The sequence below is a fragment of the Nonomuraea sp. LPB2021202275-12-8 genome (assembly GCF_037044575.1).
Lineage (GTDB): Bacteria > Actinomycetota > Actinomycetes > Streptosporangiales > Streptosporangiaceae > Nonomuraea.
In genome coordinates, this window is record NZ_JBAHWD010000031.1 from 44,671 (window position 1) to 68,574 (window position 23,904).

22 protein-coding genes are annotated in these 23,904 nt (G+C 72.4%); 8 read left to right on the forward strand and 14 right to left on the reverse strand.

Annotated elements, in window-relative coordinates:
• Nucleotides 1–2: 2 nt before the first annotated feature.
• From V5E28_RS37580 to V5E28_RS37620, 9 genes are all read right to left on the reverse strand, one after another.
• Complete coding sequence (locus tag V5E28_RS37580; protein ID WP_336214204.1) at nt 3–2,351, reverse strand: DUF4132 domain-containing protein; 2,349 nt, start codon at nt 2,349–2,351, stop codon at nt 3–5.
• Nucleotides 2,352–2,385: 34 nt separating this feature from the next.
• Nucleotides 2,386–3,801, reverse strand: a complete 1,416-nt coding sequence (locus V5E28_RS37585; protein ID WP_336214206.1) for an L-fucose/L-arabinose isomerase family protein — start codon at nt 3,799–3,801, stop codon at nt 2,386–2,388.
• Nucleotides 3,802–3,853: 52 nt separating this feature from the next.
• Complete coding sequence (locus V5E28_RS37590; RefSeq protein WP_336214207.1) at nt 3,854–5,893, reverse strand: bifunctional aldolase/short-chain dehydrogenase; 2,040 nt, start codon at nt 5,891–5,893, stop codon at nt 3,854–3,856.
• Entirely contained in the window at nt 5,893–7,038 is a 1,146-nt protein-coding gene (gene rhaI / locus V5E28_RS37595) for an L-rhamnose isomerase (RefSeq protein ID WP_336214208.1), read from the reverse strand. The genes V5E28_RS37590 and rhaI overlap by 1 nt, the downstream gene beginning before the upstream one ends.
• Nucleotides 7,039–7,051: 13 nt before the next feature.
• Nucleotides 7,052–7,363 carry an L-rhamnose mutarotase gene (locus V5E28_RS37600; protein ID WP_336214210.1) on the reverse strand — a complete coding sequence of 104 codons (312 nt, stop codon included), beginning with the start codon at nt 7,361–7,363 and terminating at the stop codon, nt 7,052–7,054.
• A 64-nt stretch (nt 7,364–7,427) separates the two neighbouring features.
• Nucleotides 7,428–8,498, reverse strand: a complete 1,071-nt coding sequence (gene rhaS / locus V5E28_RS37605; protein WP_336214212.1) for a rhamnose ABC transporter substrate-binding protein — start codon at nt 8,496–8,498, stop codon at nt 7,428–7,430.
• Nucleotides 8,495–9,487 (reverse strand): ABC transporter permease, encoded by a 993-nt coding sequence (locus V5E28_RS37610; RefSeq protein WP_336214214.1) that lies wholly within the window; start codon nt 9,485–9,487, stop codon nt 8,495–8,497. The genes rhaS and V5E28_RS37610 overlap by 4 nt, the downstream gene beginning before the upstream one ends.
• Nucleotides 9,480–10,505 (reverse strand): ABC transporter permease, encoded by a 1,026-nt coding sequence (locus tag V5E28_RS37615; RefSeq protein WP_336214216.1) that lies wholly within the window; start codon nt 10,503–10,505, stop codon nt 9,480–9,482. The genes V5E28_RS37610 and V5E28_RS37615 overlap by 8 nt, the downstream gene beginning before the upstream one ends.
• On the reverse strand, nt 10,502–11,998 hold the full coding sequence (locus tag V5E28_RS37620; protein WP_336214218.1) for a sugar ABC transporter ATP-binding protein: 1,497 nt from the start codon (nt 11,996–11,998) through the stop codon (nt 10,502–10,504). Before V5E28_RS37620 ends, V5E28_RS37615 begins: the two co-directional genes overlap by 4 nt.
• A 168-nt stretch (nt 11,999–12,166) precedes the next feature.
• On the opposite strand from V5E28_RS37620, the gene V5E28_RS37625 reads away from it, so the two are divergent.
• The 6 genes from V5E28_RS37625 to V5E28_RS37650 are packed head-to-tail and all read left to right on the forward strand — an operon-like array spanning nt 12,167 to nt 17,363.
• Nucleotides 12,167–13,462, forward strand: coding sequence for a rhamnulokinase (locus V5E28_RS37625; RefSeq protein WP_336214219.1), 1,296 nt, complete (start codon nt 12,167–12,169; stop codon nt 13,460–13,462).
• Entirely contained in the window at nt 13,462–14,466 is a 1,005-nt protein-coding gene (locus tag V5E28_RS37630) for a LacI family DNA-binding transcriptional regulator (RefSeq protein WP_336214221.1), read from the forward strand. The genes V5E28_RS37625 and V5E28_RS37630 overlap by 1 nt, the downstream gene beginning before the upstream one ends.
• Before the next feature lie 32 nt (nt 14,467–14,498).
• Nucleotides 14,499–15,167: a hypothetical protein gene (locus V5E28_RS37635; protein ID WP_336214223.1), complete on the forward strand. Its 669-nt coding sequence runs from the start codon at nt 14,499–14,501 to the stop codon at nt 15,165–15,167.
• A gap of 28 nt (nt 15,168–15,195) precedes the next feature.
• The gene (locus V5E28_RS37640) at nt 15,196–15,801 is read left to right on the forward strand and encodes a cyclodeaminase/cyclohydrolase family protein (protein WP_336214225.1); all 606 of its coding nucleotides are present in this window, start codon (nt 15,196–15,198) and stop codon (nt 15,799–15,801) included.
• The gene (locus V5E28_RS37645) at nt 15,798–16,625 is read left to right on the forward strand and encodes a bifunctional 5,10-methylenetetrahydrofolate dehydrogenase/5,10-methenyltetrahydrofolate cyclohydrolase (protein ID WP_336214227.1); all 828 of its coding nucleotides are present in this window, start codon (nt 15,798–15,800) and stop codon (nt 16,623–16,625) included. Before V5E28_RS37640 ends, V5E28_RS37645 begins: the two co-directional genes overlap by 4 nt.
• 60 nt (nt 16,626–16,685) lie before the next feature.
• Nucleotides 16,686–17,363, forward strand: a complete 678-nt coding sequence (locus V5E28_RS37650) for a type 1 glutamine amidotransferase (protein WP_336214229.1) — start codon at nt 16,686–16,688, stop codon at nt 17,361–17,363.
• Between the two features lie 26 nt (nt 17,364–17,389).
• Here the strand turns inward: V5E28_RS37650 and V5E28_RS37655 are convergent, their stop codons facing one another.
• The 3 genes from V5E28_RS37655 to V5E28_RS37665 form a co-directional block, all read right to left on the reverse strand.
• Nucleotides 17,390–18,130, reverse strand: a complete 741-nt coding sequence (locus tag V5E28_RS37655) for a sulfite exporter TauE/SafE family protein (RefSeq protein WP_336214232.1) — start codon at nt 18,128–18,130, stop codon at nt 17,390–17,392.
• Nucleotides 18,131–18,176: 46 nt separating this feature from the next.
• Entirely contained in the window at nt 18,177–19,790 is a 1,614-nt protein-coding gene (locus tag V5E28_RS37660; protein WP_336214234.1) for an AMP-binding protein, read from the reverse strand.
• A gap of 81 nt (nt 19,791–19,871) precedes the next feature.
• Nucleotides 19,872–21,275 (reverse strand): alpha/beta hydrolase, encoded by a 1,404-nt coding sequence (locus V5E28_RS37665; RefSeq protein ID WP_336214235.1) that lies wholly within the window; start codon nt 21,273–21,275, stop codon nt 19,872–19,874.
• 236 nt (nt 21,276–21,511) lie between these two features.
• Here V5E28_RS37665 and V5E28_RS37670 point away from each other — a divergent pair, with 236 nt between their 5' ends.
• Nucleotides 21,512–22,171 carry an endonuclease V gene (locus V5E28_RS37670; RefSeq protein WP_336214236.1) on the forward strand — a complete coding sequence of 220 codons (660 nt, stop codon included), beginning with the start codon at nt 21,512–21,514 and terminating at the stop codon, nt 22,169–22,171.
• 36 nt (nt 22,172–22,207) lie between these two features.
• On the opposite strand, the gene V5E28_RS37675 is transcribed toward V5E28_RS37670, so the two are convergent.
• Together V5E28_RS37675 and V5E28_RS37680 are read right to left on the reverse strand one after the other, a co-directional pair.
• Entirely contained in the window at nt 22,208–22,579 is a 372-nt protein-coding gene (locus tag V5E28_RS37675) for a hypothetical protein (protein ID WP_336214237.1), read from the reverse strand.
• 172 nt (nt 22,580–22,751) lie between these two features.
• Nucleotides 22,752–23,453 (reverse strand): NADPH-dependent F420 reductase, encoded by a 702-nt coding sequence (locus V5E28_RS37680; RefSeq protein WP_336214239.1) that lies wholly within the window; start codon nt 23,451–23,453, stop codon nt 22,752–22,754.
• Nucleotides 23,454–23,535: 82 nt separating this feature from the next.
• Between V5E28_RS37680 and V5E28_RS37685 the strand changes: the two genes are divergently transcribed.
• Nucleotides 23,536–23,880: a winged helix-turn-helix transcriptional regulator gene (locus V5E28_RS37685; protein ID WP_336214241.1), complete on the forward strand. Its 345-nt coding sequence runs from the start codon at nt 23,536–23,538 to the stop codon at nt 23,878–23,880.
• Nucleotides 23,881–23,904 lie beyond the last annotated feature (24 nt).

Below are 23,904 nucleotides of genomic sequence, written 5' to 3' on the forward strand. Positions count from 1 at the left end.
CTTCACAGGGGATTCGGAGGTTTGATCTGGCGCAGGATGCTCTCGTCGGTGATCTTCGTGTCCTGGGCGAGCAGGAACGCCTTGCTGAGGATCAGCGACAGCCGGCCGTCCTCCTCGAACGGCAGGAACACCTTGCCGGGTGTCTTGCCGCCGACGATGCACAGGTAGACGTCGCCGGGGTCCATGAAGATGTTCGCGCTGCCCAGGTGGATCTTGTAGGTGCGCAGGTCGCCGCGGACCACCAGGTGGCGGTCGGTGAGCGTGCAGCGGCCGGCGAGGGTGGTGCGGGGCAGGATGCGCTCGAGCGCGTCGCGGCGCACCTGCGCCGACGGCGGCAGCTCCGCCTGCGACACCTCCCGCCAGTAGGCCCGCTCCCTGCCGTCGCCCCTGTCGGACCAGTCGGGGTCGGTGCCGATCGAGGTGACCGCGACGAACAGGTCGATGTCGCGCATGGCCTCGCTGAACACCAGCTTCGGCACCTCGGCCAGGGCCGCCGGCCGCCACTGGCGCCCGGCCCTGCGCTCGAAGCGGACCCGGTCGGTGGCGGCCAGCAGGGTGGCGTCCGCGTGGGCCCGCTCGTAGCGGAAGCGCACCCGCCAGGCCCCTTCGGCGAGCTCCTTCCTGGCGTCGGCCTCGTGGCCGCCGAAGTGGCCGCCGAGCCAGGTGCTCCGCCAGCCGCGCTCCTTGGCGAGGGCGTAGAGGCGGGAGTGGTCGCACAGGTGGGCGGCGAACCGGTTGGAGTAGCCGGCGCTCTCCTCCTCCGCGGGCGTGAGCAGGTAGACCTCCCGGTACGCCTGCTTGAACGGCTGGCGCAGGCGCAGTTCGGCGACGGTCTCACGCCAGGCGCGCACCTCCTCCGGGGACGCGCCGGCCGGATGCCAGAGCCGGACGTCGCCGTCGAGCACCCGGCCGCCGGCCCGGGGCAGGAAGGCGGTGCCGTCCGCCGCCCGCCAGATCAGGGCTCCGGCGATGGCGCCGGTGATGGGATGGTCGCGGTAGTGGCGGGCCCACTCGTCGTGGGGCCAGCATCGCTCGACGGCGAACAGCGCCTCCAGGCGGGCACGCTCGGCCGAGAGCGTCTGCCGCACCTGCTTGGCGACGGCCTTGATCTCGTCGGCTCCGTCAAGGCCGGTCGGCAGGCCCCGCTTGGTCCGGCCGTCCGCGTGCCTGGCGGTGATCCGCACGGTTCTCGCGTCCTCGATCGCCAGCGTGACCGTCCACTCGCCGCGCCGCCACTCCCGGGTGCCGCCGGCGGCGAGCCCGTGGCCGGGGACGGCACGCTCGACGAGCTGGGCGGCCGTCAGGCCGTGGCTGCCGGCGGCGGTGGCGAGCACGGTGTCGATCTGCTTGCGCTGCGTCCGGCCCTTGATCGCATGCTGGAGGCGGCGCAGCGTCTCGACGGCGCCCTCGCACTCGCCCAGGGCGTTGATCGCGGCACTGGCCAGCCTGGCCTCGTCGGTGACGCGGCCCCGGTGGCCGGCCGCGATCAGCACGAGCTCCTCCAGGGCGGGCGCCACGCCCGTCCCGGCGCCCGCCGGCTCCGTCAGGGCGAGGCGGATGCCCGCGCCTTCCGCCAGGGCGGCGGCCCACGCGACGCCTCTGGCCACGTCGAGGTTGGCCTCCGTCATGACCACGTGGGTCAGCGAATCGTGGCGCGGCAGCCCGAGCAGGGCGTCCAGGGCCGCCGCCACCAGCTCGGCGGCGCCCGCGCCGGCGAGCAGCTCCGTGCAGCGCCTGCGCCAGGTCTTGGTGGGCCTGGGGCCGCCCGCCTCGCTCAGGTGATCCACGAGCTCCACGAGGTGCGCGCCAGGCGCCTCTCCCAGGTGGCCCCGGACGGCCTTGCCCCAGGGGTCGATGGCCAGGGGCAGGGCGAGCGGGCTCGGGTTGGCCCGGGCGAGTGCGCGCTGCATCCGCCTGCTGTCCTCGCCGCCCACATAGCCCTCCCGCATCGAGCGCAGGAGCGCCTCCACCGGCCGCCACAGCTCCCGGCGCTCGTCCACGCCGAGCTCCCGGATGCGGCCGGCCAGCTCGCACACCCACTCGACGTCGGTGTGGCCGAGGCCGCGCCGCCCGACGGCGGTGAACAGCTCCGCCAGCTCGGCGGCGGTCCAGCCATCGGCCCGGTGGACGGCGACGGCCAGCTCGCGAGTGTAGTCGTCGGCGGACAGCCGCGCGAGGCCGGCAGCCGCCCGCCGGCACGCGTCGCCGTCGGCGTCCGCCAGCTCCCGGATGACGGCGCGCCGCACGGGCTCCGCCTGCCGGCGCAGCTCCTGCCGCTGGTCGTGCGCGGTGAGCGGCAGGTCGTCCATGGCGCGGTCGCGGGCGATCAGGTCGTCGAGCGAGGCGGTCATGGCCGGAATCATGCCGGACGGCACCGACAGGACGTCAAACCCGCACGACCTCCACCTCCAGCAGGTCCGCCAGGGCGCGCAGCTCGTCGGCGCGGTGCCCGGTGCCGAGCGCCCAGTGGTGGGAGATGCCGGTGGCGCTCCACGCGTCGGTCCACTCGCCCGGGTCGCGCCCGAAGTCCACCCGGGAGGTGGTGTTGCCGATCTTCAGGTGCGGCCCGTCCACGGTCTCGCCCTCCGACACGGCGAAGCCGAACGTGCCGTCGCGCTTCTGCAGCAGCCCGAACGCCGTCACCGGCCCGTGCGCCACGTCGAACTCCACCGACACGCCCCAGCCGCGCTTGCCGTGGAAGACGCCGAGGCCGCGCAGCAACGGCTTGCGGGCGCTGATCGCCAGGTGGGCGGGGCCGTCGTGGCCCATCTCCACGTGCCCGCGCAGGAAGTCCAGCGCCTGCAACTCGGTGAACGAGCCGCCCGCCCCCAGCCGGTCCATGATCAGCATCGCGAGGGACGTACGGAGCTCGTACTCTCCGGCTGCGGGCACGCCGCGCGCGGTGAGCAGCGACGCGCCGAGGATCATGCCGGCGCCGAGCCGCTCGTGGATCTCCCCCTCCAGCCCGCGGTGGTAGTAGGCGAGGCTGTCGAGCTCGAAGTCGGCCACCAGCCGGTCGAGGCCCACGGACACCCGGGCCGCCCACTCGAAGTCGTCGGCGGCGACGGTGCCGTCCAGCTCGAAGACCTCGCGGGCCAGCTCCATCCGCTCCTTCACCTCGGCGTCGGTGACCTTCTCCACGCGCACCCGCAGGTCGTCGAACTCCAGCACCTCGACGTGCCCGCCGAGGTTCACCGGCACCAGCGTCAGGTCGGTGGCCACGTCCAGCATGCCGGGATAGAGGTGGCCCATCAGCCCGTGCCGGCCCCGGCGCAGGGCCGCGCGCACGCCCGCCGCCTTCACCCAGCGGCCGATCCGCGCCCAGGCCCGCTCGTCCTCCAGATAGCCGGACACCGACCTGAACGGGATGCCGGCCCTGGTGAAGGTGTTGGCCATCTCGGGCAACGGGCAGGCGCCGCAGTAGGCGAGCCACTGCCCCGTGTCGAAGGTCTCGTGGTCCATCGACTCGGTCGGCTGCAGGTTGATCAGCAACACCGGCGCGCCGGTGCGCTGGGCGACCGGGAGCAGCATGGTGGCGGTCATATAGGTGGTGAGGAAACCGACGATCAGGTCACAGCCGGCCGCGCGCAGCTTCTCCGCCGCGGCCGCCCCCTCCTGGGCGTCGGAGACGAACCCGGCGTCCACCACCTCGCAGCCCAGCGCCCGCATCCGCTCCGACACGCGGGCGGAGGAGCGCTGGAGCTGCGGCAGCAGGTCCGGGAACTGCGGCCAGTAGGCGCCGAGCCCGCCCGCGACGAGCCCGACCCTGGTGCGTGGTGTGACGATCGGTTCGAGAGTCATGACGCTCTCCCTTCCTGTGGGGTGTGCTTGTACGGGCGGGCATCCGGCGCGGCTAGCGCAGGAAGGCCGCCGCGACCCCGGCGTCCACGGGGACATGCAGGCCGGTGGTGACCGGCAGGTCGCCGGCCGTGAGCGCGAACACGGCGGCGGCCACGTGCTCCGGCAGCACCTCCTGCTTGAGCAGCGTGCGCTGGGCGTAGAACTCGCCGAGCTTGTCCTCCTCGACCCCGTACACGGCCGCCCGGTTGGCGCCCCAGCCGGAGGCGAAGATGCCGGAGCCGCGCACCACGCCGTCGGGGTTGATGCCGTTCACCCGGATGCCGTGGCCGCCGAGCTCGGCCGCGAGCAGGCGGACCTGGTGCGCCTGGTCGGCCTTGGCCGCGCCGTAGGCGACGTTGTTGGGCCCGGCGAACACGGCGTTCTTGGAGGAGATGTACACGATGTCGCCGCCGATGCCCTGATCCATCAGGACGCGGGCGGTCTCCCGGGAGACGAGGAACGAGCCCCGCGCCATCACGTCGTGCTGCAGGTCCCAGTCGTCGAGCGTCGTCTCCAGCAGGGAGCGCGACAGGGACAGGCCCGCGTTGTTCACCACCAGGTCGACGCCGCCGAAGGCGAGCACCGCCTGCCGTACCGCCGCCTGGACCTGCTCCTCCGAGGTCACGTCCGCGCCGGCGGCGATCGCGACGTCCTGCTGCCGGTGGGCGGCCGCGCCGAGTTCGGCGGCGACCTTCTCGGCGGCGGCCAGGTCGCGGTCGGCGACCACCACGCACGCGCCCTCGGCGGCCAGCCGGCGGGCGGTGGCGGCGCCGATGCCGGAGCCGCCGCCCGTGACCAGCGCGACCCGCCCGGCCAGCGGCTTGGGCCTGGGCAGCCGGCGCAGCTTGGCCTCCTCCAGCTCCCAGTACTCGATCCGGAACTTCTCCGACTCGTCGATGGGCCGGTAGGTGGACAGGGCCTCGGCCCCGCGCATCACGTTGATCGCGTTGACGTAGAACTCGCCCGCGACCCTGGCGGTCTGCTTGTCCTTGCCGAAGCTGAACATGCCGACCCCCGGCACCAGCACGATGGCCGGGTCCGCGCCGCGCATCGGCGGCGACTCCGGCGTCGCGTGGCGCCGGTAGTAGGCGGCGTACTCCTCGCGGTAGCGGGCGTGCAGCTCGCGCAGCCTGGCCAGCACGTCGTCGAGCGGCGCGTCCGGCGGCAGGTCGAGCACCAGCGGGGCGACCTTGGTGCGCAGGAAGTGGTCCGGGCAGGACGTGCCCAGCGCGGCGAGCCTGGGGTGCTCGGCCCGGGACAGGAAGTCGAGCACCTCAGGGGTGTCGGTGTAGTGGCCGACCTGGCGGGCGTCGGTGCTCGCCAGGCCGCGGACCACCGGGAACAGCTCGGCGGCCCTGCGACGGCGGGCCTCCTCCGCCGGCGGCTCGTGCAAGACGGGACCGAACGGGTCGGGGCGGCCGTGCTCGGCGATGTACCGCTCGGCGGTGCGGATGATGTCGAGCGAGTTGCGCTCGCACTCCTCGCTGGTCTCGCCCCAGGCGGTGATGCCGTGGCCGCCGAGCACGCAGCCGATGGCCTGCGGGTGGGCGGCCTTGATCTCGGCGATGTCCAAGCCGAGCTGGAAGCCCGGCCGCCGCCAAGGCACCCACACGACCCGGTCGCCGAAGATCCGCTCGGTCAGCGCGGGGCCGTCGGCGGCGGTGGCGATCGCGATGCCGGAGTCGGGGTGCAGGTGGTCCACGTGCGCGGCGTCGACCAGGGCGTGCATGGCGGTGTCGATCGACGGGGCCGCGCCACCCTTGCCGTGCAGGCAGTAGTCGAACGCGGCGACCATCTCGTCCTCGCGCTCCACCCCCGGATAGACGCCGGCCAGGGCCCGGACGCGGTCCAGGCGCAGTACGGCCAGCCCCGCGGCGGTCAGCGTGCCGAGGTCGCCGCCGGATCCCTTGACCCACATCAGCTCGACGTCCCGGCCGGTCACCGGGTCGTTCGCGGCGGCCTTCGCCGAGGCGTTGCCGCCGGCGAAGTTGGTGTTGCGCGGATCGGATCCGAGCGCGTGCGCCCTTGCGAGCAGTTCCTCGACGGCGTTCATCAGGCTCCCCACCCTGCCTGGGCGCCGCCCACCCGATCGGCGGCGATTTTCGCGAAATATCCGGACTTGGCGTAGGCGGCCATCGGGTCGGGCGCCAGCCCCATCTCCTCCCGCAGCTCGGCCAGCAGCGGGCGTACGTCGGTGTTGTAGGCGTCCATCAGCACGGCGTTCGCACCGAGCACGTCACCGGCCCGCTGCGCCTCGGCCAGCGCGGACCGGTCCACGAGCAGCGCCTTGGCGGTGGCCTCCTGCACGTTCATCACCGAGCGGATCTGGCCGGCGATCTTCGGCTCGATGTTGTGGCACTGGTCGAGCATGAACGCCGTCCGCTCGGTGAACCCGCCTCCCCCGATCACCTCGAACATGATCCGGAAGAGCTGGAACGGGTCGGCCGCGCCCACCATGAGGTCGTCGTCCGCGTAGAAGCGCGAGTTGAAGTCGAACCCGCCGAGCTTCTCCTCGCGCAGCAGGAACGCCACGATGAACTCGATGTTGGTGCCCGGCGCGTGATGCCCGGTGTCCACGACGACCTGCGCCTTCGGCCCGAGCTTCATGCAGTGCGCGTAGGCGGTCCCCCAGTCGGGCACGTCGGTCGTGTAGAAGGCGGGCTCGAACAGCTTGTACTCCAGCAGGAACCGCTGCCCCTCCCCCAGCCGCTCGTACACGGCGGACAGGGCCTCGGCGAGCCGGTCCTGCCGGGCCCGGATGTCGTCCTGCCCCGGATAGTTCGTCCCGTCGGAGAACCACAGCTTGAGGGTGTCGGACCCGGTCTGGTCCATGATGTCCACGCACTCGAGCAGGTGGCCCAGCGCCTTGGCCCGCACCGCGGGATCGGGATGGGTGACGCTGCCGAGCATGTAGTCGTCGTCCTGGAAGACGTTGGAGTTGATCGCCCCGATCTCCACCCCCAGCTCGGCGGCGTGCCTGGCCAGGTCACTGTAGGAGTCCACCTTGTCCCACGGGATGTGCAGCGCCACCGTCGGCGCCACCCCCGTGTGCAGGTGCACCTGGGCGGCGTCGGCCAGCTTCTCGTACGGGTCCCGTGGCACGCCCGGCTGCGCGAACACCTTGAACCGGGTCCCTGAGTTCCCGTAGGCCCACGAGGGCGTCTCTATCCGCTGCTTCCGCAGCAATTCCTTGATCATAAGATTCCCCGAATCAATCCAGATGAAAAACTTCGGCCAGCCTGACCAGCCCCTCGTCGGGCCGGCCCACCTCGAAGAACGGCGCCATCTCGCGCTGCCAGCGGGTGTTGACCTCGGTGTCGGCCATCGCCCGCTGCGCCGCCTCGAAGTCCTCTGCCTCCAGATAGCCGACGAGCAGCCCGTCGTCACGCAGGAAGAGCGAGTAGTTGCGCCACCCGGCCGCGCGCAGCGCGTCCCGCATGTCGGGCCATACATGGCGGTGGCGCTCGCGGTACTCGTCCAACCGCTCGGGCCGGACTTTCAGCAGAAAGCACACCCGCTCCACAAGAGTCTCCTTCCCAGCGCACGCGCGCCCCCTGGGGAGCGCGCGTGCGGATGTGTCGCTTCGGTCAGAAGTCGAACTGGTCGATGTTGGAGGCGTCGAAGGTGAACGGCGGACCGAGGATGATCTCACCGTTCTCGCCGACGGTGCGCTCGCCCAGCTTGCCCGCCTTGAACGTCTCGCCCGAGGCGCCGGTGATCTGGCCCGACACCAGCGCGGCCGCGGCGTAGGAGGCCAGATAGCCGAGGTCCTTCGGGTTCCACAGGGCGAACTTCTCCACGGTCTTGTCCTTGACGAACTGCCGCATCTGGTTCGGCGTGCCCAGGCCGGTCAGGACGACCTTGCCCTTGTACTTGGAACCGGAGATGTAGCGGGCCGCCGCCGAGACGCCGACCGTGGTGGGCGAGATGATGCCCTTGAGGTCCGGATACGCCTGCAGCAGGCCCTGCGTCTCGGTGAAGGACTTCTGGTCGTCGTCGTCGCCGTAGGCGACCTTGACCAGCTTCATGTCCTTGTATTCGGGCTTGGCGAGCTCGTCCTTCATGAACTCGATCCAGGTGTTCTGGTTGGTCGCGTTGGCCGTGGCCGACAGGATCGCGATCTCGCCCTTGCTGCCGATCATGTCGGCGAGCAGCTTGACCTGGCTGCGGCCGACCTCTTCGGAGCTGGCCTGGTTGATGAAGATGTCGCGGCACTCAGGAGCGGCGTCGGAGTCGTACGAGACGATCTTGATGCCCTTGGCGCGGGCCTGCTGCAGGGGGCCGCAGACCGCGTTGGCGTCGTTGGCGGCGATGAGGATCGCGTCGTGGCCCTGCTGGGTGAGCGTGTTGATGTAGGAGATCTGCGACGACGCCGACGCGTCGGACGGGCCGACCTCCTTGGCCTCGCCCTGGAACTCCGCCGCCGCCTCGATGCCCGCCTTGTCGACGATGGTCTCGTACGGGTTGTTGATCTGCTTGGGCAGGAACGCCAGCTTCAGGCCCTGCTTGATGGGCGCGTTCGGGTCGGCTTTGGCCGCCGCGGAGGAGGCGGGGGCCTGCGGGGGCGCCGAGGTGACGGTCGACTTGGTGGTGCCGCCGCAGGCTGCGACGCCGAGGGCGAGGAGCGCGGTCAGGGCGGCGAGGCGCATCGGTCTCATGGGGATCCTTTCAGTGCCGGCCGGCCTGTGCCGGTTCGGGCTCGGCTGAGCGCCGGTTTGAGGAGGGTGACGAGTCGGGGGGTGAGCACCGAGATGATGAGCAGGAGCCCGGTGACGATCGACTGGATCTCGGTCGAGACGTCGTTGAGCATGAGCAGGTTGCGCAGCAGGCCGATGAGCAGCACGCCGGCGATGACGCCGCCGAGCGTGCCCTTGCCGCCGTCGAAGTCGACGCCGCCGAGAAGCACGGCGGCGATGACCGCGAGCTCGATCCCGAGGCCGTTGTCGGCGCGGGCGGAGCCGTACCTGAGGGTGAAGACGACACCGGCGAAGGCGGCGACCGTGCCGGACAGGACGAAGAGCACGAGCTTGATCCGCTTGACCCGGATCCCGGCGAAGAACGCGGCCTGCTCCTGCGCGCCGATCGCGTACAGCGCCCGGCCGAAGCCGGTGGCGTGCAGCACGACCGCGACGACCACGGCGAGCAGCACGAACAGCGCGACCGGGTACGGGATGAACGTCCCCGGCACGTCGCCCACCGCCAGCGCGGCGTACTGCGGCGGGAACTGGGCCACGGCCTTGTCGCCGAGCACCACGTACGCCAGCCCCCGGTAGAGGGCGAGGGTGCCGATCGTCACGGCCAGCGAGGGCAGCCCGAGCCGGGTCACCAGGAGGCCGTTGACCAGCCCGCACACCGCGCCGACGAGCACGACCAGCGGGATGATGGTCTCGATGGCCAGGCCGCCGTCCCACAGGGCGCCGACCAGGGCGCTGGACAGGCCCAGCACGGAGGCGACCGACAGGTCCACCTCGGCGGCGACCACCAGCATGGTCATGGTCAGCGCGATGAGCGCGATCTCGCCGAGGTCGCCGAGCGCGAACGACAGGTTGCCGACGGTGGCGAACCCGGGCGAGGTGAGCGAGCCGCCGGCGAACACGGCGACCAGCAGCACGCCGACCAGCACGTCCCAGCGCAGCACTCTAGCCATGGCGGCTCCTCCTCCTGAGCAGCCGGGCGACCCGCAGGGCCAGCACCCGGTCGACGCTGATGGCCAGCAGGAGCAGCGCCCCGGTGATGGCCTGCTGCCAGAACGGGTTGACCCGGAGCACGACCAGCGCGCTGCCGATGGTGGTGAGCAGGAGCGCGCCGAGGGCGGCCCCGTACACGCTGCCGACGCCGCCGGTGATGGCGACCCCGCCGACCACCACGGCGCTGATCACGAGCAGCTCCCAGCCGTTGGCGGAGTCGGCGATGACGGTGCCGAACCTGGCCAGCCAGAGCACCCCCGCCAGGCCGGCGAGACAGCCGCTGACCAGGTAGGCCACCAGGATGCGGCGCCTGACCGGCACGCCCGCCAGACGGGCCGCCTCGGGGCTGGAGCCGATCGCGTAGAACTCCCTGCCGCTGGGGTAGGAGCGCAGGTAGTAGCCGATCGCCAGCATGATCACGAGCGTGATGAGCGGCAGGTACGGGATGCCGAGCACGGCGCCGTTGCCCAGGGAGAGCAGCCCGGGCGGCAGGTCCACGGCGTTGATCTGGCGGCCGTGGGCCAGATAGTGGCCGACGCCCTGGATCACGTACAGCGTGCCGAGCGTCACGACCAGGGCGGGCACCCGGCAGAAGCTGACCAGCAGCCCGTTCAGCAGGCCGCAGGCGGCGCCGATGGCCACCCCGAGCAGGACGCCCGGCACGATCCCCCCGCCGCTCGCCAGCACGTCGCCGGTGACGAACGCGACCAGGCCCACCACGGAGCCGACCGAGAGGTCGAGGTTGCGGGTGATCACCACCAGCGACTGGCCGACGGCCAGCAGCGCCAGGATGGCGGTGTTGAGCAGGATGTCCTCGATGCCCTGCCCGGACAGGAAGTTCGGGTTGACGCCGGCGGTCACGGCGACGAGCGCGGCCAGGGCGATGACCAGGCTCAGCTCGCGCGCCCTGAACACCAGGTCGACCAGGTTGCGCGCGCTGCGGGCCCGCACGGCCGGCTCGGCGGTCGCGGTGGTCATGCGGCCCTCCCGGTGGCGGCGGACATGACGCTCTCCTCGGTCGCCTCGGCGCGCGGGATCTCGGCGGTCAGCCGGCCCTCGTGCATGACCAGCACCCGGTCGGCCATGCCGAGCACCTCCGGCAGGTCGGAGGAGATCATGAGCACCGCGATGCCCTGACCGGCCAGTTCGGACAGCAGGCGGTGCACCTCCGCCTTGGTGCCCACGTCGATGCCGCGCGTGGGCTCGTCCACGATGAGCACGGACGGCTCGGTCGCCAGCCACTTGGCCAGCACGACCTTCTGCTGGTTGCCGCCCGACAGCACGCCGACCCCGTCGGTGAGCCGGGCGAACCTGAGCTGGAGCCGCAGCGCCCAGTCCCTGGCCCGGTCCCGCTCGGCGGTCCTGGAGATGGTGACTCCCCTGCGCAGCGTGCGCAGCCCGGTCAGGCCGATGTTGCGCTCGATCGACAACTCCATGACCAGCCCCTGCTGCCGCCGGTCCTCGGGCACCAGAGCCAGTCCGGCGCTCATGGCGGCGGTGGGGCTGCCTGCCGGCAGCGGCAGGCCGGCCACGGTGACCGAGCCCGCGTCCCACCGGTCGATGCCGAACACGGCCCTGGCCACCTCGCTCCGCCCGGCGCCGACCAGCCCGGCCAGGGCGACGATCTCGCCGCGCCGCACCTGGAAGGAGACGTCGGTGAAGAAGCCCTCCCTGGTCAGCCGCTCCACCTGGAGGGCGACGTCGCCTGCGGTGGTGTCCTGCTTGGGGTAGAGGGCGTCGAGGTCGCGGCCCACCATGCGGCGGATCAGCGCGTCGTGGGTGAGGCCGGCGACGGGCTCGCTGGCGATCCAGGCGCCGTCGCGCAGCGTCGTGACCCGCTGGCACAGGGAGAAGATCTCGTCCAGCCGGTGCGAGATGAACAGGATCGCGCAGCCGTGCTCACGCAGCGCCTCCACGACCGAGAACAGCCGGGCCACCTCGTTGCCGGACAGCGCGGCCGTGGGCTCGTCCATGACCAGGACGCGGGCGTCCCGGGAGATGGCCTTGGCGATCTCGACGAGTTGCTGGTCGGCGATGGACAGCCCGCGGGCGGGCTGCTCGGGATCCAGGGTGACGCCGAGCCGGTCGAACAGCTCCCCGGCCTGCGCGCGCACGGCCCTGCGGTCGATGCGCCCCAGGGTGGTGCGGGGCTGGCGGCCCATGAAGATGTTCTCGGCGACGGACAGGTCGGGGAAGAGGGTGGGCTCCTGGTAGATGACCGCAACGCCGGCCTGCTGCGCGTCGGCGGGGCCGGCGAACGTGACCGGCTCGCCGCCGAGCAGCACCTGGCCGCTGTCCGGGCGGTGGACGCCGGCGAGCGTCTTGACGAGGGTGGACTTGCCCGCGCCGTTCTCCCCTGCGAGCGCGTGCGCCTCACCGGGAAACAGTTCGAGCGACACGTCGCGCAGCGCCCTGACGGCTCCGAACGACTTGCTGACGTTCGCGAGCGCGAGGGTGGGGGGACCACTCATGCGTCCTCCGGGCAACAAACGTTTTAAGGGGATGTTTCCGGAATCTAGGTGCTCTGCCCGCAGCCGTCAATGCCTGGACGACCTCTCTGGCGCAGATGTGATTGTTACGTTTTAATCGATGACGTGCGATTCACGGCAGTTGATCTGGGTGCCTCCAGCGGTCGAGTGATGAGTGCCGGCGTGTCGGCCGGGCGGATCGAGCTCGCGGAGGTGCACCGCTTCCCCAACCGGCCGGTGCGCGCGGCGGGCACGCTGCACTGGGACATCCTCGGCCTCCACCAAGGAGTGCTCGACGGGCTGCGCAAGGCGGGACCGGCCGAGTCGGTCGGCATCGACTCCTGGGCGGTCGACTACGGGCTGCTCGACGGCGGGGGCAGGCTGATCGGCAACCCCGTGCACTACCGCGACGCGCGCACGAACCGCTTCACCGAGCGGGTGGACCCCTACGCGGTCACCGGGCTGCAGTTCCTGCAGTTCAACACCGTCAACCAGTTGCTCACCGAGCGGCTGGAGCGGGCCGAGACGATGCTGCTGATCCCGGACCTGCTCGGCTACTGGCTGACCGGCGCGATCGGGGCCGAGCGGACGAACGCCTCCACGACCGGCCTGTACGACGTGACGCGGCGGGAGTGGGCCTGGGAGCTCGTCGACAAGCTCGGCCTGCCCCGCCGGATTTTTCCGGAAATTGTGGAGGAAACCACTCCGTTGCGGGCGGACGTGGCGGAGGAGATCGGCTACACCACCGCCGTCACCCGGGTCGCCTCCCACGACACCGCCTCCGCCGTGGTCGCCGTGCCCGCCGAGACAGGCCGCTTCGCCTACATCTCCTGCGGCACCTGGTCGCTGGTGGGCGTCGAACTGCCCGCGCCGGTGCTCACCGAGGAGAGCCGCCTGGCCAACTTCACCAACGAGGCGGGCATCGACGGCACCACCCGCTACCTGCGCAACGTCATGGGCCTGTGGATCCTGCAGGAGTGCCTGCGCGCATGGGGCGGGCCGGCCCTGGAGCCGCTGCTGGCCGAGGCCGAGACCGCGGGAACCGACGCGGTCATCGACCCCGACGACCCGTCGTTCCTGCCGCCCGGCGACATGCCCGCCCGCATCGCCGCCTACTGCGCCCGCACCGGGCAGCGGGCTCCGGACGGTCGCGCGCAGGTCGTACGATGCATCCTGCAGAGCCTCGCACTCGCCTACCAGCGGGCCGTCGCCGACGCCGTGCGGCTGAGCGGCCGCCCGGTCGAGGTCGTGCACCTGGTGGGCGGCGGCTCGCTCAACACGCTGCTGTGCCGGCTCACTGCCGACGCCACCGGCCTGCCGGTGGTCGCCGGCCCCGTCGAGGCGGCCGCGCTGGGCAACGCGCTGGTGCAGGCCAGGGCGCGCGGCCTGGTGGGCGACCTGGCCGAGATGCGGGATCTGGTACGGCGCAGCACGGGCGTGCGCACCTACGAGCCACGGGGGCACTGATGAGCACGGTGAGCATCAAGGACGTCGCGGCCAGGGCCGGGGTGTCGCCCGGCACGGTGTCCAACGTGCTCAACCGGCCCGAGAAGGTGGCGGGCAGCACCCGCGACCGGGTGGAGAGCGCGATCAGGGAGCTCGGGTTCGTCAGGCACGGGTCGGCCTCCACGCTGCGCGCCGGGCACAGCCGCACGGTGGGCCTGTCGGTGATCGACATCGGCAACCCGTTCTTCACCGACGTCGCCGCCGGGGTGGAGGACCTGGCGAGCGAGCGGGGCTACGCGGTCATCCTGGGCAACTCCTCGGGCAGCCGGGTCAAGGAGGAGCGCAACCTGCTGGTCTTCGCCGAGCAGCGGGTGCGCGGGGTGCTGATCACGCCCTCGGACGAGGACCCGGTCCGGCTCGACATGCTGCGCGACCGTGGCATCGCGGTGGTGCTGGTCGACCACCCGGCCGAGCGGCCCGACCAGTGCGCGGTGGCGGTCAACGACGTGACCGGTGGCGCGATGGCCGTCCAGCACCTGCTGGCGGGCGGGTTCGAGCGCATCGCCTACGTCACCGGGCCGGCCGCGATCCGGCAGTGCCAGGACCGGCGGCGGGGGGCCGAGCGTGCGCTGGCCGCCGGCGGCCGCGACCCGCTGGAGCTGCGGGAGGTGTCCATGCCCGCGATGACCGCCGCGGCCGGCCAGCAGGCCGCCGAGAAGCTGCTCGCGCAGGACCTCCTGCCGGACGCCCTGTTCTGCGCCAACGACCTGCTCGCGGTGGGCATGCTGCGCGGCCTGCTGCAGGCGGGGGTCCGGGTGCCCGAGGACGTCTCGCTGATCGGCTACGACGACATCGACTTCGCCTCGGCCTCGACCGTGTCGCTGACCTCGATCAGGCAGCCGACCTACCAGCTCGGCCGGGTGGCCACCGAGTTGCTGCTGGACGAGTGCGACAACCCGGACACGCACGCGCACCAGCAGATCATGTTCCAGCCGGATCTCGTGGTGCGGGAATCAACGAGGTAGTTTGGGGCAACTACCGGACAACGGGGTTGATCATGACAAACGGAGTACGCCATGTACTCGGAATCGTCGCCGGACTACTCCTGCCACCGCTGATCGCCGCAGGGTTGATCTACGGCGTGGCCGAACTCACCGTCACCGTGCAGCGGGCCTCCGCCTTCTCGTGGACAGGCGCCGGCCTGCTCGTCGCCTCGGGCGTCGCGCTGGCCTTCCTGGCGGGCTCGCGGCTGTCGCCGGTGGCCTCGCTTCTCGGCGGGCTGATGTTCGCCCTGCTGGGCAGCCTGCCGCTGCTTGAGGTGCTGAGCGGCCTGAGGATCCTGCCGCAGAACATCCTGCCGGGCCTGCTCGACGTCGGCTTCCGTGGCCTGGCCTATCAGGGGATCCTGCTGGCCATCGGCGTCATGCTGATCGTGGCGTCGCTGTTCCCGTCCCGCTGGCGGGCCCGGCCGGCCCTCGGCGCGCCCGCGCCCGGGCCCTACCATCCCTCCGGCCAGCAGGGCGGCTCCGACCCCTACCCGCGGGGGCCGTACTCGCCAGGACCGTACGTGTCCGACGCGCGGCCGTCGACCGACGTGTGGCAGCCTTCGGAGTCGCGACCGTCATCCGACCCGCGCCAGCGGCCCGACGTGTGGCAGCCGTCCGACCCGCGCCCGCCGTCCGACGGGCGGCACGAGGACACCACAAGGCCCATGCACCGCGAGTGAGCGGTGCGCGGGCTGGCAGAATGCCGCCATGCGTGACACAACGATCGTCGACTTCCTGTCCACGCTGGCCGACCGGGTTCCCGCGCCGGGCGGCGGCGCCACCGCCGCGTTGCACGCGGCACAGGCCGCCGCGCTGCTCGGCATGGTGGCCCGCTACTCCACCGGCGAGAAGCACGCCGAGCACGCGGAGGCGGTCGCCGGCGTGATCGCCGAGACCGACACGGCGGCGGCGCGCTCGCTCGATCTGGCGGAGGAGGACGCGGCGGCGTTCACCGCGGTCACCGCCGCCTACCGGCTGCCGAAGGGCGAGGAGCGCACGGCCGCCATCGCCGCGGCGCTCGTGGCCGCGGCCGAACCGCCCGCCCAGGTGGCGGAGACCGCCGCCCGGCTGGTCGAGCTCTGCGAGCGGCTGCTGCCGATCGGCAACCGCAACCTGCTCACCGACGTGGCCGCGGCGGCAGAGGCGGCGCGGGCCGCCGCCGCCACGGCGAGAGTGAACGTCGAGGTCAACCTCGGCGGGATCAGGGACGAGGGGACCCGCGACAAGCTGCGCGCCCGGCTCGCGGACGTGGACGAGACGATGGCCAGGGCCGAGCGGGTGACCGCCGAGGTGCGCGCGGGGCTGGGCTCATGAGGAAGCTGACAGGCAGGGAGCTGGCCGCCGCCATCAAGACGCAGACCACCGCGGAGGTCGCCGGTGGGCCGCAGCCGAGACTGGCCGTGGTGGTGGCCACCGACGACGAGGCGAGCCTGTGGTACGTGCGCTCGATCGCGAAGGCGGCGGCGGGCGTGGGCATCGCCGCCGACCTCGTCGACCTCGGACCGGGCGCGCGGCCGGAGCAGATCCGCGAGACGCTGGCCCGGCTCAGCGCCGACGCCGGCGTGCACGGCGTGATGCTGCAGACCCCGCTGCCCGCCGGGGCCTCGGCGCAGGAGTTGGCCGCCGCCATCGACCCGCGCAAGGACGTCGACGGCGCCAACCCGCTCTCCCTGGGCCGCCTGGCGGCGGGGCTGCCCGCGTTCGTGCCCGCCACGGCGGCGGCGGTGATGGCCCTGCTCGACCACTACGGGGTGGAGCTTGAGGGCAGGCGTGCCGTGGTGGTGGGCCGCTCGACGGTGGTCGGCAAGCCGCTGGCCCACCTGCTGCTCGACCGGAACGCCACGGTGACCGTCTGCCACTCGCGCACCCGTGACCTGCCCTCGGTCACCTCCACCGCCGAGGTGCTGGTGGCGGCCGTCGGCCGGGCCGGGCTGATCGGCGCCGAGCACGTGGCGCCCGGCGCGGTCGTCATCGATGTCGGCACCAACCCGACCGACGACGGCGGTCTGGCCGGTGACGTGGACTTCGAGGCGGTGGCGGGCAGGGCCGAGGCGGTCACGCCGGTGCCGGGCGGCGTCGGGCCGGTGACCACCGCCCTGCTGCTGCGTCACACCGCGCGGGCGGCGAACCTGCCGTGACCCACCGGTTCGACAGTGCGGGCGGCCCGCACAGGGGAGTACGACGAGTGGAGGCCGGCAATGGGTGACGTCCTGATCGTGCAGAACAGCCGGAGCGGTGGCCCCGGCCGGTTCGGCGGCTGGCTGGAGGAGGCCGGGCTGCGACTGGACGTGGTGCACGCCTACGACGGCGCGCCGGTGCCCGACCGGCTGGAGCACGACGCCATGATCATGCTGGGCGGGGGCTACCTGCCCAGCGAGGACGACCGGGCTCCGTGGCTGGCGCCGACCAGGAGGCTGGTGGGCCAGGCGCTGGCGGGCGGGGTGCCGCTGTTCGGCATCTGCCTGGGCGGACAGATGATCGCGGAGGTGGCCGGCGGCGAGGTGACCGGCCACGTGGGCGCGCCGGAGAACGGCAGCCTCCCGGTCACGATCAGGCCGGAGGCGGCGGACGACGCCCTCTTCCGCGACCTGCCCGAGGTGGTGCCCGCGATCGAGCACCACGTCGACGCCATCACCGCGCTGCCGCCGGGCGCCGTCTGGCTGGCGCAGACCGAGCGGTGCCCCTACCAGGCGTTCCGGGTGGGCGAGCAGGCGTGGGGGGTCCAGTTCCACCCCGAGGTGCTGCCGGAGCGCATCCGCGAGTGGCGGGTGGACGGGTTCGATCCGGACGAGGTGTACGCGACCGCGGTGGCCGACGAGCCGGTCTCGACGCCGATCTGGCGGGAGGTGGCCCTGCGCTTCGCCAAGCTCGTCTGAGCGCCGCCCCGGCGTGGCCGACAGGCTCAGGTCGTGTACGCGTCGTACCCGAGTTTGATCGCGACCGCCAGGCCGCAGGCTGCGGCGAGGTAGCGCAGGCTCTGGCCCGGCAGCCGCCTGGCGATCTTCGGCCCGAGCCAGCCGCCCACCAGGAAGCCCGCCGCCAGGGGGGCCGCGGCTCCCCAGTCGACCGGGCCGAACAGCGCGAATCCGAGTGCCGCCACCGCGTTGGCCAGCCCCGACAGCACGTTCTTCAGCGCGTTGAGCTTGGCGGGACCGCCTTCCAGCATGGCGGAGAGCACGGCGAACATCAGGATGCCGCCCGCGGCGCCGAAGTAGCCGACGTAGATGGCCACGGCGAACAGCGCGCACCGCATCAGCAGCCCGTGCTCGCTGTGCAGCTCGCCTCTCGGCGGGCGCACCAGCAGGAGCGAGGCCGCGCCGATCAGCCAGGGGGCGATCTGCTCGAACGTCTCCGACGGCGTCACCAGCAGCAGGAAGGCTCCGGTCGCCCCGCCCAGAGCGGTCAGCCAGCCCAGCCTGAGCACGCGTGGCCCCTGGCCCGCCAGCTCCGGCCGGGAGCCGAAGGCCGCGCCGAGGCCGGTGAAGAGCAGCGCGACGGTGTTGGTGACGTTCGCGGTGAGCGGTGGCAGGCCGAAGGCCAGCAGTGCCGGGTAGGACACGATGGAGGCGAGGCTCACCACGGTGCTGACCACCCCGGCCGCCACCCCCACACCGAGCAGGCCGAGCACCTCGCCGACGATCACGGGGACATGCTAGAGCTTGCCCGTTTTGCCCGGCTCACCGGGTGTCTCAGGCGTTCCGGACCTCGGCGGCGGCCCGCAGCCCGAGCAGGTCGAGCGCCTGTGACCGCATCTCCACCTTGCGGATCTTGCCCGTCACCGTGATCGGGAACGAGTCCACCACGTGCACGTACCGGGGGATCTTGTAGTGGGCCAGCCGCCCCGCGCAGAACTCCCTGACCGCCTCGGCCGTCAGCGGCTCGGTCCCCTGGCGCATGATGAGCCAGGCCATCAGCTCCTCGCCGTACTTCTCGTCCGGGACGCCGATCACCTGCACATCGCTGATGTCGGGGTGGCGGTAGAGGAACTCCTCGATCTCGCGCGGGTAGACGTTCTCGCCGCCCCTGATGATCATGTCCTTGATCCGGCCGACCACGTTCACGTAGCCGTCGTCGTCCATGGTGGCCAGGTCGCCGGTGCGCATCCACCGCGCGGCGTCGACGGCCTCGGCGGTCCTGTCCGGCTGGTCCCAGTAACCGAGCATGACCGAGTAGCCGCGCGTGCACAGCTCCCCCGGCTCGCCGCGCGGCACCGTCAGTCCCGTCTCCGGGTGCACGATCTTCACCTCGACGTGCGGCATCACCCGGCCGACCGTCTCGGTCCTGCGCGCCAGGTCGTCGTCGGGCCTGGTCATGGTGGACACCGGGGAGGTCTCGGTCATGCCGTAGCAGATGGCGACCTCGCGCATGTTCATCTCGCTGACGACCCGCTTCATCACCTCCACCGGGCACGGCGAGCCGGCCATGATGCCCGTCCGCAGCGTGGCCAGGTCGAAGCCGCCGACCAGGCCCAGCTCGGCGATGAACATCGTCGGCACCCCGTACAGCGACGTGCACCTCTCCTGCTCGACGGCGCGCAGTGTCGCCTCCGGGTCGAAGCCGGGCGACGGGATCACCACGCAGGAGCCGTGCGAGGTCGCGCCGAGGTTGCCCATGACCATGCCGAAGCAGTGGTAGAACGGCACCGGCAGGCAGACCCGGTCCGCCTCGGTGTAGTGGAGGAGCTCGCCCACGAAGAAGCCGTTGTTGAGGATGTTGTGGTGCGAGAGCGTCGCGCCCTTGGGGAAGCCGGTGGTCCCGGAGGTGTACTGGATGTTGATCGGGTCGTCGAAGGCGAGCTCGGACATGCGCCGCCGCAGCGCGCCCGGCTCCGCCGCCTCGGCCAGCAGCGCCTCCCAGCTCGGGTCGTCCAGGTACACGGTGTCCGCGAAGCCGATCTCCCGCACCATGGCCCGGTAGTCGCTGCCCTTGTGGGACAGGGCGCTGATCAGCAGCCGCATCCCCGACTGCTCGACCACGTAGGCGAGCTCGTGGCTGCGGTAGGCCGGGTTGACGTTGACCAGGATCGCGCCGATCTTGGCGGTTGCGTACTGCACGATCACCCACTCGGCGCGGTTGGGCGCCCAGATGCCGACCCGGTCTCCCTTCGCGATGCCCCTGGCCAGCAGGGACAGGGCCAGACCGTCGACCGCGCGGTCCAGCTCCGCATACGTCCACCTTCGGCCGGAGGGCACGTCGACCAGGGCCTCACGGTCGGGGAAGCGTGACACCGTCCGCTCGAAGTTCTCGCCGATGGTCTCGCCCAGGAGCGGGGTCTGCGCGGTGGCACTGGAGTACGACAGCATGCCCACAGTGTCAGCCGGGACGGGCCTTCCCGCCAGCCCCGATCGCCTCCGGCGCGGCGGCGCGGGGGCCAGCGGGGGCCTCTACGCCAGGGCGTCGGCGACGGCCTGGGCGGTGGCGTCCCAGATGGGACTGTCGGGGGCGATCACCGCGAAGTGATCGCCCACCATTTCCAGATATGTCACATCATCACCGGCATCGTGGGCGGCTTTCGCATACCTCCGCCCGAAGTCGAGGAGGTCCAGATCGTCCCCCGACCCCTGCACGATCAGCTGGCGCACCCCCAACGGCAGCCTGAGCATCGGGCTGGCCGCGCCGTACACACTCTCCGCCACCCCGCGCTCGCCACCCGCCGGCTGCCGCACACTCTCGGGTACGTCACCCGCGATGTCCGGCATGTGCACCGCGGCCGTCCCGAGCGCCGCGGCCACGGCCCCCGAGCTGAGCCACCGCCGGTCGCCCTCCACCAGATCCAGCACCCCTGCCAGCGACACCGCCAGCGAGACGCGGGCCCCGTCGGCCGCAGCCCGCAGCGCGAGCTGTCCCCCCGCGGAATGTCCCGCCACCGCGACCCGCGCCAGGTCCAGCGGTGCGTCCACCGCGGCCAGCGCGTCCAGGCCGGTGGCCACATCAGCCGTGGCCGCCTCCCATCCGTGCAGGTCGGGACGGCGGTACTCCAGATTCCACACGGCGAAGCCGCGCGCCACGAGGTCCTCGCAGAGGGCGTCCATGAGGTCGGCCGCCCAGATGGACCGCCAGTAGCCGCCGTGGACGAGCACCACCACCGGCAGCCTCGCCCCCGCAGTGGCCGGGGCGGCCGCGGTGGCCGGGGCGGCCGCGGTGGCCGCACGCTCCGCCGAAACCGCGCTGTCCAGCGGATCCGACCCCACCGCCCCGTCTGTGCCGCCAGCCTCCGTGCCGGTCTCCGTACCCGCCGTCGTACCAGCCGCCGCGCCGGTCTCCGCGCCGGCTGCCGGGAGGTACAGGTCCGCCCACTGCTCGCGGTGCTGGCCGTACGGAATGCGCCGGTACGGGTGACGCAGGCGGTGGACGGCGTGCCGGATGGCCCAGGTCAGGCCGCCGAGCCCGCGGCCGTGGATGTGGGTCGCGTCCTCCCCCACCTCGATGCCGTCGGCACGCCAGATGTCCAGCCAGACGACCGGGCCGAGCGGCTCCCCCATCAGCCGCCTGATGTCCTTTTCGGGCCCCGGGATGATCACGGTCACCCGGCCCTCGGCATCGCGCCGCTCCAGGCCACCGCCAGTGCCTGCCGGTTCGCGCGCGTTCTCCCGCGCCGCGGCTCCCTCCCCGCCCGGGGTGTTCGTGCCGCGTCGCGCCTGCGTACGCGACAGGACGTCCGCCGCGTCGCGGACGTGGGTGATCACGCCTCGCACGCCCAGTGCGGCGAACTCGCGCTCGGCGAGCTCGCCCAGCAGGGCCTCGTCTGCGGCCAGCCCGGGGCCGACCAGCACCAGGACATCGCTCATGAATCCCGACACTACCCAGCATTTCCCCCGCCTGGGCCCATACTCGACCTTGTAAACGCGATGAAGACGCGAGAGGCAAGAACCGGAGCTCTGACGACCGACCACGACGCATGTTCCCTGACGTAGACGCGGACGAGGTCGTGGAAGCGGCAGCGCGGCAGCCCACGGCCCGCGCCGCCCTCGGCGCTGTCCCCTCGGCGGCGCTGTCCCCTCGGCTGCGCGTTAGGTTAGGCCGGGTGCATGTGAACCAGCTTCACCCCTGGCCGGCGAGTGTCCCCGAGGCCGAGGCCATCCAGGAACGTCTCCGGCTCCACGTAGAGCTGTCCGGCCCCACCACCTTCACCACGGTGGCGGGACTGGACGTGCACTACCACGGCGACGACGCGCTGTCCGCCGCCGTGGTGGTGCTCGCCGCCGACACCCTCGCCGAGGTCGAGCAGGTGCTCGTGCACGGCAAGGCCGCGTTCCCGTACGTGCCAGGCCTGTTCGCCTTCCGCGAGCTCCCCGCTCTGGTGGAGGCGCTCGAACGCCTCACCGTCACCCCCGACCTGCTGGTCTGCGACGGTTACGGCCTCGCGCACCCGCGCGGGTTCGGCCTGGCCTGCCACCTGGGCGTGCTGACCGGCCTGCCGTCGCTGGGCGTCGGCAAGACGCCGTTCGTCGGCACCAGCGACACCCCCGCCCCGGCCCGCGGCTCGTGGTCCCCCATCGTCCTCGACGGCTCCACGGTCGGCCGCGCCCTCCGGACGCGATCCGGCACCAAGCCGGTGTACGTCTCCCAGGGCCACCGCGTCACCCTGGAGACGGCCACCGACCAGGTCCTGCGCCTGTCGCCCCGCTACCGGATCCCCGAGCCCGTCCGCCGCGCCGACCACCTGGCCAGGCACGGCGACTGACCGGCCCGCCACCGCCGCCAGGACCCACCGGCCGGTTCAGCGGCGCCAGGACCAGACGACGAGCCAGACGCTCAGCCCGAACAGCGCCATCCCGAGCGGTACGTGCGCCGCCACGGCGCCGGATCCGCCCAGCATGGACTGGACGAAGCCGAGCAGCAGCACCGCCAGGCTGACCAGGGCGGGCCACGCCGCGCCGCGCCCCGGCCGCCACAGCAGCACGGCGACGACGAGCTGCACCAGCCCGAGCAGGTGGACGGCCCCCGCGCCCGCCCCGTGCATCCCTCCCGCCGCACCGCTCATCAACTGCCCGGCCGTCACGGCCTGCACGAGCACCGCCACCATGTTGAGCAGCGCGGCTGCCTTGAACGCGGTCAGGAATCCGCTTGCCCTGGCGACCTGGGTGACCACTGGACTCTCCTTCGATGGGTGAGGAGATCAGGATCTTGCACCGCCGCCCGGCGGGCATCCACCGCTGGTCGTCTCCCGCACTACACCCCCGGTCGTACGTCAGCCCCCGCGCGTCGGAAGACAGGGGCGATGGACGTGCGGGAGCGCCGCCGGTTCTCCCCGAGGGCGGCCCTCAGGCGGTGGGATGGGCCCCCGAGCGTTCGAGCGGCGGCAGGACCGCCTGGGCGTCCGCGCCTCCGATCCAGAGGCCGATCATGAAGGCAGCCGTCGCCTCCAGGAGCTTCGCCCGGCCAAGACCGCCGCCGTACACCGGTGTGCAGCCCAGGTCGGTGACCAGCGTGCGGGCGGTCGCCAGCGCGTGCTCCTCGTCACCGCACAGGGGCACGGCCAGCGGCCGGCCGTCGAAGACGGGCGGCGTCATGCGCCACACGTCCACGTGGCACAGGTTGAACGCCTTCACCACGTGCCCGCCGGTGAGCTCGGCGATCAGCTCGGCCAGCGAGCGCGATACGTCATAGGCGTCGGGACTGACGGCGTTCGTCACATCGATCACCGGCTTTCCCCGCAACGCCGGCTCAACTGCTCGCAGCACGTCGTGCAGGCCGGTTTCCATGACGGCCACCATCACGACCTCGCCATAACCGGCCGCCTCCGCCCACGTCCCCGCCAGGGCGACCCCCGGCCGGGGCGCGACGACGCCGGCCCGGGACGAGGCGGCATCGGTGGGGAGCGCGGCGGTGGCCGTCATCCGCTGGGCCAGTGCGGTGCTCCTCGCCAGATCCCGGCCGCTGATCATGACGTCGTGGCCCGCCCGGAGCCACTGGGTGCCGAGGGCGTCGGCCATGTTGCCCGCGCCCAGGATTGCGATCCGCATGTTCTTCCTCCGCGTTTGAGTACCTTGAGGAGGACTGTAGGAATGTCGTCACGCACCATCCGGTGCCTAACGGAGGCCCCCGTTGTTTCTCGCCGACTGCCAGGCCCGGCTCGCCTTCGACCTGATGTCCAACACCTGGAACGCGGTCGTCATCTGGTCGCTGCGTCACGGCCCCCGCCGGCCGGGCGATCTGCGTACGCGGATCGGCGGCATCAGCCCCAAGGTCCTGACCGAGACCCTGCGCCGCCTGGAGGCCAACGGCCTGGTGACGCGGCAGTCCTACGCGCAGGCGCCACCGCGGGTGGAGTACGAGCTGACGGACCTGGGCCGGACGCTGCTGGAGCCGATCGGGACGCTGGGCGAGTGGGCCTTCGACCATGCCGACGAGGTCATGGCCGCGCAGGACGAGACGCCTGAAAGATCATGATGACGCGCATGCCCGCCGAGGCGG